This is a genomic window from Dolichospermum sp. FACHB-1250, from assembly GCF_014696335.1.
In the GTDB taxonomy this organism is placed as follows: domain Bacteria; phylum Cyanobacteriota; class Cyanobacteriia; order Cyanobacteriales; family Nostocaceae; genus Dolichospermum; species Dolichospermum planctonicum.
Window position 1 is genome coordinate 1 of the sequence record NZ_JACJPZ010000090.1, and the last position, 9645, is coordinate 9645.

At 35.8% G+C, this 9645-nt stretch carries 9 protein-coding genes and 1 tRNA gene; 2 read left to right on the forward strand and 8 right to left on the reverse strand.

The genetic code is table 11. The annotated features are described in order from the left end of the window. Nucleotides 1–132 precede the first annotated feature (132 nt). Together mazG and H6F39_RS19650 are read right to left on the reverse strand one after the other, a co-directional pair. Entirely contained in the window at nucleotides 133–933 is an 801-nt protein-coding gene (mazG, locus tag H6F39_RS19645; RefSeq protein ID WP_190372193.1) for a nucleoside triphosphate pyrophosphohydrolase, read from the reverse strand. 5 nt (nucleotides 934–938) lie between these two features. After that, nucleotides 939–1523, reverse strand: a complete 585-nt coding sequence (locus H6F39_RS19650; protein WP_137907527.1) for a metal-binding protein — start codon at nucleotides 1521–1523, stop codon at nucleotides 939–941. A gap of 154 nt (nucleotides 1524–1677) precedes the next feature. Between H6F39_RS19650 and H6F39_RS19655 the strand changes: the two genes are divergently transcribed. After that, a tRNA-Val gene (locus tag H6F39_RS19655) sits at nucleotides 1678–1750 on the forward strand. Nucleotides 1751–2091: 341 nt separating this feature from the next. On the opposite strand, the gene H6F39_RS19660 is transcribed toward H6F39_RS19655, so the two are convergent. Next, entirely contained in the window at nucleotides 2092–2676 is a 585-nt protein-coding gene (locus H6F39_RS19660) for a Uma2 family endonuclease (RefSeq protein ID WP_137907528.1), read from the reverse strand. Nucleotides 2677–3103: 427 nt separating this feature from the next. On the opposite strand from H6F39_RS19660, the gene psb34 reads away from it, so the two are divergent. After that, nucleotides 3104–3274, forward strand: coding sequence for a photosystem II assembly protein Psb34 (gene psb34, locus H6F39_RS19665; protein ID WP_137907529.1), 171 nt, complete (start codon nucleotides 3104–3106; stop codon nucleotides 3272–3274). A gap of 98 nt (nucleotides 3275–3372) precedes the next feature. Here psb34 and H6F39_RS19670 read toward each other — a convergent pair whose 3' ends face one another. From H6F39_RS19670 to H6F39_RS19690, 5 genes are all read right to left on the reverse strand, one after another. Beyond that, complete coding sequence (locus H6F39_RS19670) at nucleotides 3373–4059, reverse strand: hypothetical protein (protein ID WP_370539413.1); 687 nt, start codon at nucleotides 4057–4059, stop codon at nucleotides 3373–3375. Next, entirely contained in the window at nucleotides 4037–5314 is a 1278-nt protein-coding gene (locus tag H6F39_RS19675; RefSeq protein ID WP_190397268.1) for an AAA family ATPase, read from the reverse strand. The genes H6F39_RS19670 and H6F39_RS19675 overlap by 23 nt, the downstream gene beginning before the upstream one ends. Before the next feature lie 21 nt (nucleotides 5315–5335). After that, nucleotides 5336–5848 (reverse strand): CDP-diacylglycerol--glycerol-3-phosphate 3-phosphatidyltransferase, encoded by a 513-nt coding sequence (pgsA, locus tag H6F39_RS19680; protein ID WP_137907530.1) that lies wholly within the window; start codon nucleotides 5846–5848, stop codon nucleotides 5336–5338. A 247-nt stretch (nucleotides 5849–6095) separates the two neighbouring features. Further along, on the reverse strand, nucleotides 6096–7574 hold the full coding sequence (gene glcD / locus H6F39_RS19685; protein WP_190397269.1) for a glycolate oxidase subunit GlcD: 1479 nt from the start codon (nucleotides 7572–7574) through the stop codon (nucleotides 6096–6098). Between the two features lie 424 nt (nucleotides 7575–7998). Continuing rightward, a complete protein-coding gene (locus H6F39_RS19690; RefSeq protein ID WP_206753557.1) occupies nucleotides 7999–9606 on the reverse strand; it encodes a TaqI-like C-terminal specificity domain-containing protein in 1608 nt (535 codons plus the stop codon). Nucleotides 9607–9645: the final 39 nt, after the last annotated feature.

Here is a 9645-nt window from a genome sequence, read left to right on the forward strand (position 1 = left end):
GATTTACTGTTTCTCAAATGCCTTTTTTCACTTTATATGTTTGTTTTGATGCTCTCTTTAATTTTTTCTCTACGTAATTTACCTCTGTGACAGTTTGGGGTGCGGAATGTGGGATTTAAATTTACCTGATGTCTAATGACCAAGTTGGGCTTTAGCCTGTTGCCACAGGGCATCTAATTCTTCTAAACTATAATCTGTCAACGGACGTTCAATCACATCCTCCATTTTTTGCAATCGTTGAATAAATCGCTGACTTGTCCCTTGTAAACCCGCACTAGGATCAAGTTTATGCCATCTGGCAATTTGAATAATGGCAAATAGTAAATCACCTAATTCGGATTCTTGTCTTTCTTTGGTTTCTTCAGCTAAAGCCTGTTGAAATTCCCCTAACTCTTCATGAAATTTGCCCCAAACTTCATCTACATTATTCCACTCAAAACCAACCTGAGCAGCTTTTTCAGATATCTTCATGGCCGCATTTAAGGGGGGAAGACTACGACGATAACGATTTAATTTATGACTGAGTTTTTGCTCTTCTACAGTTTCTCCTTTTTCTGCTGCTTTAATCGTTTCCCAATTTTTGTGTACCTCTTCCATACTTGCCACAGTCATATCAGCAAATACATGAGGATGACGACGTATTAGCTTTTGAGCAATCCCCTTTGCAACTTCTTGCAGAGAAAAATCACCCGCTTCACTGGCAATTTGCGCCTGTAATACTACTTGTAATAATAAATCACCTAATTCTTCAGCAATAGCCTGTTTATCCCCAGTTTGAATCGCGTCTACTACCTCATAAGCCTCTTCAATTACATAGGGAGTTAGACTTGATGGGGTTTGTGCCAAGTCCCAAGGACAACCTTGGGGAGATCGCAATTTCGCTACTACATTTATTAACTCTTGTAATGCCTCTAAAGTCTGATTAACTGCCATATTTTTTACCGCTTTTTGACACTGCGACGACTGGGGCTAACTTTACGTTTCTTAATTTTGCCACGGGGGAGTAAACCTTGAATACCCTGTTTTTGAAATCGTTTATAACCGGAAACAGTCCAATCACTACAAGAATGGCTCATTGCACCGAGTTCACAGCCGACAAAGAGGGCAAAAAATTCTCCATAATACATATAGATGGTCTTCCCCACAGTTCCCCACACTTCGCCCCAGTTCCAAGCCACATTTCCCAACTTGGTGAAAATCATCACCAGCACAATGGCCACCAATGCTAAAAAAGTTGTCAGATACACCACTCTTAAGGTTGTACCAATAATCGGACCGTGAGATAAAAAAGACCGATGGCGCAGACTTTTTTGATAAGGTAGCCAAATCCACCGCAGAACACCCCAACGCTGAAATTGACGGGAGTAAATATCCAAATCGGGACCAAACATCAGCCCCCCAAACATAAATCCACCCGCCACTAACAAAGTCATATTACTGCTGTGAGTGGAAATCAATGTTATACCCGCCACAACAGGCATAGACCAGATAGTAATGCGATCATGCGTTTGACCAGAGGGCATCTTGGCAAATTAAAAATATCAAATTAACAGTAAAACCCTCAATTAGTATAGCTCAATCCCGTTCACATCAGCCTTTCCCAATCCCCAAAAAAATTTTCTCAAAAGACTTGCAAAATTTTCAAAGGCTATGCTATATTAATTGAGTAAAGAAAACGGGCGGTTAGCTCAGTTGGTAGAGCGCCTGCCTTACAAGCAGGATGTCATCAGTTCGAGTCTGGTACTGCCCATTTAAAAAAACACAATCCCGTTTTCATAGCAGTTTACAACTTGTTTGTGAACTGCTAAAACATTTTGTAGCTAAATTTTCAATTTCATTGATTTTCACCCATCTTTGCTAACTTTCCACTGGAAACCCGCTCAAGTGGTTTTTTTTATGGCTGCTGTAGCCGAGATTTTTTCTGGTGCTGTTTCTTGTTTTTGCGCTTTTTTATATATCTTATTAAGCTTTTATGTAAGGGTTTTTACCCGTTTTAACTCTTTTTCTTGCACCTATTCATCTTCTATCCCCCTCAAGTCATTGATTTGTCACGGTGTTTATTCAGCAAGCCCTAGTTAGGTAATGCTTTTATTATTCCCCATTCTCTGGTTCAAGATTTAAACCGCGATAGATTTGTTCAATGGGGAAGCTGAGATTGATGCTTTTTAGTTCAATGGTGTCACCTTCTCCATAGTTAATAATCATCCATTGTCCTGCATCATTTTTGTGATACAAATCTATTTCCATCGCAGTGGAACTAACCAACAGGTAATCTTTCAAGACCGGGTTATTTTGATACATTCTGAATTTGCCGCCTCTGTCGTAGGCTTCGGTAGTTTTTGAGAGAACTTCAATGATTAAGCAGGGGTAGGTAATATATTGGGTTGTGGTTTTATCGCGATCATCGCCGGTGACGCTAATATCGGGATAAGTGTAGTTATTTGTGCCAACAATATTAACTCTCAGGTCAGAGTTACCTGTTATGCAACTACTAGCGTCTAAATGGGTATCAACCATAGTCGCAAATCGAATTGCAATGCGGCTATGATTAACGCTACCGCCAGTCATGGCGTAAACTTGACCGTCGATCAGTTCGTGTTTTTCTAGTTGCTTTTCTTCCCAAGTGAAATATTCTTCTGGGGTGAGGTGAGGGGCGTTGTCTTTGGCTGCGATCATGGTTCGTTATCTCCTACGGTTTGCAGTTGCTTGGGGTCAGTTTGGCTCTGGGTTAGTTGATTTAATTTTAACAATGCTGTCAATTTCATCCAAAATTAGCTGACGCAAGAATGAGGGTTATAGTGTTGTTGACGGCAAAGTTATGGGTAAAGTCACAAGCAGTTCACAACTTGTTTGTAAACTGCTAAAACATTTTGTGGCTAAATTTTCAATTTCATTGATTTTCAACCACCTTTGCTAACTTTCCACTGGAAACCCGCGCAGGTGGGTTTTTTTATGGCTGCTGTCACCGAGATTTTTTCTGGCGCTTCCAGGTAAGCAGCACTTACTTCTAGCATCAATTATTTTTTTGTCAAGTTCTATTGACACTTTGTAAAGATATTGTTATATTAGTTTACATAAAGTAACAAACCCAAGAAAAAACATTATGTATACCACAAGTGATGAAAAAGGCATTCTTAACAACTATGCCAAAGAACCCAAACTTTACTACGCAGAATTTCCTACAAAAGCGCAACAAAGCACCTATGCCTTTCAAGGTGTAGTAGCAATATTATTTTTAACTTCTATAGTTCTAATTACCTTGGGGGTTAGCTAAAATTTCCCGCTTCGGTATTTGTATCTAATCGTCATTCAAATTTTCTCCTAATTAACCCTGGTCAGTTTCGCCAGGGTTTTTTATTGCCATTTCTTGCTTTACTGCTCACTTAAACGTCGAAGCTGATCTCGAAAATAACAAAAGCTTGGTGATTGATTATTATCAATATCCATTAGAGGAGATATCTTTTCAGCCCAAGTTGTTTTCTCTTTACCAATTACCTGATAAGGAAGTTGAGACAACTTTTGACAACCACCAGGATATACTGCGTCGGCTAACTTCTCCCATGTGCCACAAATATCATCATTAGCATAAGAATTTAGGGTTGCTAGTTTGGCATTTGGATAAGCCGTCTTTACTGCTGCTAAATCACCTAAATACCATGCTTCTCCTTCCTCAATAGCAATACAAAATTGCGTCTTTGGTTTAGGTTCACAAGAGTCTACAATATTCAGTAATTCTTTGCGAAAAACACTCAAACATCGGTAATCAAGATCGCAAATAATGATCAGAACAGCATGATAACTAGGGGCATAACTGGCAAATGTTTTACCATAGCCTTGAATAAGTCGCGGTAATTGGTCGAGCAAAATTCGTTTTTTGGGATCAGAATTAGATGTAAGATTTTTAGGAATATGCCCTATTCCTTTGTAAGCATGAATATTAAATGTGTGTTGTTCGGGGTTAATAATTTTTGGAACAAGAATATCAAGAGTAGTTTTGCCAGAAATATCCTCAACTAATATCTCAAAGTGCATATATTCACCTTGCGTCGAAATAGTCACTGTACCAAAGTCCACCCAGGGGCAAACCCTCAGAAACAAGATTATTTATCAGAGGATCTTCACTAGCCCGCTTAATTTTAGCAAATCCATCCTCACCCTTTTCTAATACCCAAACTTCTTCAGGTTCAAGAGCATCTACAAAATATGGTTGATGTGTTGTCACAAATATTTGTGACCCACCTTTCTGACCTCTAGTGTGTTCTCGAAATTCTCTGGCTAGGGTTTCTAAAAGTTTATGATAAAGTCCATTTTCCGGTTCTTCGATGCACAAAAATGGTGGTGGTGAAGGGTCTTCTAACATCAGAAGATAGGCAAATACTTTGAGTGTACCATCTGACATTTGTTGAGAATAAAATGGGTCTTGAAATCCCTTGTCGTTGAAACACAAAAGCAGTCTTCCATCTGGACTTGGGTAAGTGCTAATCTTGTTGACACCAGGAATTTTATTCGCTATTTTTTCCAGTATGGATTGAAACTTTTTGGGATGTTCTCTTTCCATAAATTGAACTACATTACCTAAATTATCTCCATGAATATTCAAATGCTTTTGTGGTCCGGCTAGAGGTAAACTGCGGGCAGCATCAGGTGTAAAATAGCTTAAATACCACCCTTCAATAAATCTTCTAAACATAGAAATTCGGGGATGTTGTTTAAGTGAACCTAAAGTAGCAATTCCCAGTTTTCGCGGATCATCAAGTTCAACTACTTCGGTTTCTTTAGTTTCTTCTTCTGCTTCACCTCTTTGGATTTTATCCATTAAATCTGACACATCAAAATCATCTTGCTTACCTTGTTGTTCACCTTTCCATGCGATTCCTCTGCCTTCATTGAGAATTAAAAAAGAAAAAGGTTTTCCCTTATCTTGTCCTATTCTGCGTTGTCTCAGTCTCTCTTTTTTTACATAAGGTCTTTGAAATGAGTCAATATCTATGGCTAATTCATAAGTAATTGGTCGGGCATTACCATCTTCTTTATAATAGATTTCAAACTCAATACTTCCCTGTTGTCCTTGAGAGAGAATTTTTTCAAACCCACCACGACCATGAGCATAACAAGCTTCTTCTACTCCATTTTTTAAGCAATCAGCAAGAAAGCCAAAAATGTCAAAAATCGTGCTTTTTCCCACGCCATTCTTACCAATAACCGCTGTCATTGGTGTTAATGGCTTGGCACTTTGTGTATTCCACAATTTCCCCAAGGTAATATCACGAATAACTCTGTAATTTCTAACTCTAAAGCCTTCTATTCTAGACATTTAATATGCTCTACTTTGATTTTACTCACTAATTTTTTGAGGAATGAGATAAATTATTCCTGAAATAATCGTTAATATTACCGATATCCAAAAGGCAATTAAAATAGGAGTTTGCCAAATTGGAGATAAGGGAGCAATTAGGAGAGATATGGCAATAATTTGACTAACTGTTTTCAGTTTACCCCAAATATTTGCACCAGTGATAGTAGTTTGATTAACTCGCCAACCAGCGATCGCTAATTCCCGTGCTAAAATTATAAAAACTCCCCAAGCTGGAATTTTTCCTAATTCTACTAATACTAATAATGGTGCAAGTACCAATAATTTATCTACCAAAGGATCAAGAAATTTACCTAATTCACTAATTTGATTCAATTTTCTGGCTAAATATCCATCTAACCAATCAGTTAGAGCCGCAATTAAAAATATAGTTAAACATATCCATTTGGCTTGATTTGTAGGATTGTATAAACCGTAGAGTAGAAAAGGTATTCCCAGCAGTCGAGAAAAAGTAATCCAATTAGGTAAAGTCATTAGAAAAATGTAATAACTCAGGAGTAAGGAGGAAGAATTAAAGACAGAGAAAAATAGAGAATTAGGAAGGAAATACAGGTGATCAAAACTGTATTTCATAATACCAGGAATAGCTACAGCAAGTTTAGCTTGAGTAAAGTACATATTATGCGGGCAAGATGCCCGCACCACAAGAGTTTTATCATTAATATTTGTACTTCATAATAGCGGTAACTGCTGTATATATTCCTGATTCCTAACTTTTTTGTTAAAATCTTTCTACATCTGGGAATTTTTGAATAGATACTTTTGCCGCTTCTCCACAAGTGCGAGGAGTAGGAAAAATCTTACCAGGATTTGCTAAACCTTGGGGATTAAATACCTGTCTTACCCATTGCATTGTTTCTAAATCAGCTTGACTAAACATATCTGGCATATAGCATTTTTTATCAGCACCAATACCATGTTCACCAGAAATACTACCACCCACTCTTACACATAATCTGAGAATTTCTCCCCCCAATTCTTCGACTTTTTCCAATTCTCCATGTATGGAATTATCAAATAAAATTAATGGGTGTAAATTACCATCTCCAGCGTGAAAAACATTAGCAATGGGATAACCATATTGATGACTTAACCGCTCAATTTCTTGGAGAACATAAGGTAATTGAGTGCGAGGAATTACACCATCTTGTACATAATAATCTGGGCTAATATGTCCCGCAGCGGCAAAAGCTGCTTTTCTACCTTTCCATAATTTTAATCTGGTTTCTGGGTCACTAGCACTAGTCACATTTCGCGCTCCATTGTTTTGACAAATTTCTTTAACTCGCTGTTTATTAGCAGAAACTTCGACTTCTAAACCATCAATTTCTACTAATAGAATAGCAGCGGCATCACGAGGGTAACAATTAGTGGCAACTACATCTTCTACAGCATTAATACTAATATTATCCATCATTTCCATCCCACCAGGAATAATGCCCGCGCTGATAATATCAGAAACCGTTGCAGCGGCAGCGTCTACACTGGTAAAATCTGCTAATAAAACACAAATTGATTCGGCACTTTTGAGAATTTTTAAAGTGATTTCTGTCGCAATTCCTAAAGTACCTTCTGAACCGACAAAGACACCGGTTAAATCATAACCTGGAGTTTCGGGAATTTGTCCACCAATATCAACAATTTCACCATGAGGAAGGACTATTTTTAAACCTAAAACATGATTTGTTGTCACACCGTATTTTAAACAATGTACCCCTCCTGAATTTTCGGCGATATTACCACCAATAGAACAAATAATTTGACTAGAAGGGTCTGGTGCAAAATAAAAACCAGCGCCGCTAACTGCTTGAGTTACCCAACTATTAATTACTCCCGGTTGGACAACAGCCCGTTGATTTTCTAAGTCTATTTTTAAGATTTGTCGCATTAATGAAGTGACAATTAAAACAGAATTTTCTGCTGGTAAAGCACCACCGGATAAACCTGTTCCCGAACCTCTAGCAATAAAGGGAACGGAGAATTGATTGCAAATTTTGACGATTTCTGATACTTGTTCTGTGGTTCTTGGTAAGACTGCGACGGGGGGACATTGTTTATAGCTGGTTAAACCGTCACATTCATAGGTAAGGAGTTCTTCTTTGCGTTGTACTACACCTTTTTCTCCCAGGACTGCGACAAATTTTTTGATTATGGGTTTCCAGTTTATGGTTTGAGTTTTGGGTGATTCTTGGGTAAGCATAGAGTTTTTTATCTGTGGTAGATGTTGATGATAGCAAAATATTGATTTAACTGATTTAAATACTTATTATATCACGAAACCGATGTTACTTTAAAGTTTTCAATTTAAATATCAAGATTTATTAATAAATCTATTAATAAATATTGTCAGTAAATATTGTTATAATCAGGATGTCCAGGATTAAAGGATAAACAGGATAAAAATATAAAATATAGATATTTTCATGCTGGCGGAAAATTGTTTGATATGATTGTGGTAACATTTTGTTGTTTTTGGGCTTTCCTCAGTTAGTAGTATTGATTATAGCAGTTCTCATGCTCATGAGGTACAAAGTTTTTTAGTTTTAAGGAACAATGCTCAAAAAGTCGGTGATCTGAATTTTTTAATTAGAATTTTTTAATTAGAATTTTTTAATTAGAATTTTTTAATTATTTTCTCCTTCAATGATCGCTTTTTCTTCTGGAGTTAATTTATATAATTTATAAACGATTTCATCAATTAACCAATCACATTGTTTTAGTTGTTTTTTGATGGGTAGGAGTGTGTTTAAGCTGGCTTGGTATTCTTTGGCTAATGTTTCTTGTTCTTTTCTACCGCTGATATCAATTTTTAGTTTTTTCTTGTTTTTCTTGAGAATATCAATTAATTCGTCAAGGGTTAAATGGTTGTCTGCTTGTTTTTGTTTATAATAATCACCTAAATAATTTTGAATTTTAGATTTATTGGTAAGATTATCAATATCAGTACCGATTAATCTGGCTAACCATGTTAAAAAGCCTTTGATTTCTGTTTGTTTTTGTTTATTTAATTCTATCATTTGTTCGGCTAAATATGCCAGTAAGTCATGAATTACGTCTGCTTCTTCTGGTTGTTGGTTGAGGTGGTGATCAATTTGGCTAAGTAGGATATTTGGGTTATAATTGATTTGATATTGTTGGTAAAAGTTAATTGTGTTTTCTAGATAAGTTTGACGTTTTTCTGCGGGAGTTGTGAAGGAGATTTTTGGAACTGGTATTCTTGACAAATAAATAACTTTAACTTCAGCAAAAGGCTTACCAACCATCTGAAAATTTTTCTTTTGATACCACCATTTAATATAAAAAGAATTTAATATTGATAACAAAAAATAATCAGAAAAAATACTATCTTGTTTTTTGAGAAGACAATGTACAGAATTTTGACAAATCCTCAAATCACAATCAATACTTGCAATAATTGAATCATCAGTACGTCGGACTATAATTTTTTGATTTCTAAATATACTTTCATTTCTTGGTTCAGCTAACCATACACCATATTTAACATAAATAAGCTCGTTTTGAGTGACATATTTTTGTATATCTCCACCTGTAATTAGTGGTTCAAAATCTGGTAGTAATTTATTTGATGTATATGGTTTTTCCTTGACAACTAACTGCGTTTGAGGTGGATTACCTTTTCCTTTTTGATATAATTTTGTACCTCCACATATATTAACTAATTCTTCTAATTTAATACATTGATTAATAGACTTGTTCAAAATACTAATTTCTTCCATATTTAAATAATAATCAATTACATAGCCTTCATTTAATAACCATTCAGATGTCAAACGAAAATATCTAGTAATGATTTCCTGATTTGCAAAATTTAAAACTTCTGTGTTTTTACAACTATTAACATCTTTAGAAGCTATTAAAGCAGCAGTTTCTACAATTGCATCTTGAAAAGCCGATCTAAATTCTGCTATCTTAATTAATTGTGTAGTTTGTAAAACTAATTTCCTAAAATCACAACCACTTTCTAAAGTCATCCATGTATTAGGAGTAATTAAGCCTATAGTACCAATTTTGGAAATTATATCTAATGAAAGTTCAATAAAAAATAGATAAATATCTTTGGAGATAACAGTATTACTAATATATTGTAATTTAGCATTTGTATAGTCTTTATAAGTCGATCCATAAGGTGGATTTCCGATCACAGCATCAAAACCGGGATTTTCTTTCCAACTAGCACTTTCTAAATCAATAAAAACCTCTGGAAATTCCAAATCCCAATGAAAAAACCGCTTTTGGTCAAACAACCTTCT

Coding starts and splice junctions, on each gene's coding strand:
- H6F39_RS19650 (WP_137907527.1), bottom strand. CDS start 1,523: ATGCCCTCTGGTCAAACGCATGATCGCATTACTATCTGGTCTATGCCT.
- psb34 (WP_137907529.1), top strand. CDS start 3,104: ATGTATACCACAAGTGATGAAAAAGGCATTCTTAACAACTATGCCAAA.
- glcD (WP_190397269.1), bottom strand. CDS start 7,574: ATGCTTACCCAAGAATCACCCAAAACTCAAACCATAAACTGGAAACCC.
- H6F39_RS19675 (WP_190397268.1), bottom strand. CDS start 5,314: ATGTCTAGAATAGAAGGCTTTAGAGTTAGAAATTACAGAGTTATTCGT.
- mazG (WP_190372193.1), bottom strand. CDS start 933: ATGGCAGTTAATCAGACTTTAGAGGCATTACAAGAGTTAATAAATGTA.
- H6F39_RS19660 (WP_137907528.1), bottom strand. CDS start 2,676: ATGATCGCAGCCAAAGACAACGCCCCTCACCTCACCCCAGAAGAATAT.
- pgsA (WP_137907530.1), bottom strand. CDS start 5,848: ATGACTTTACCTAATTGGATTACTTTTTCTCGACTGCTGGGAATACCT.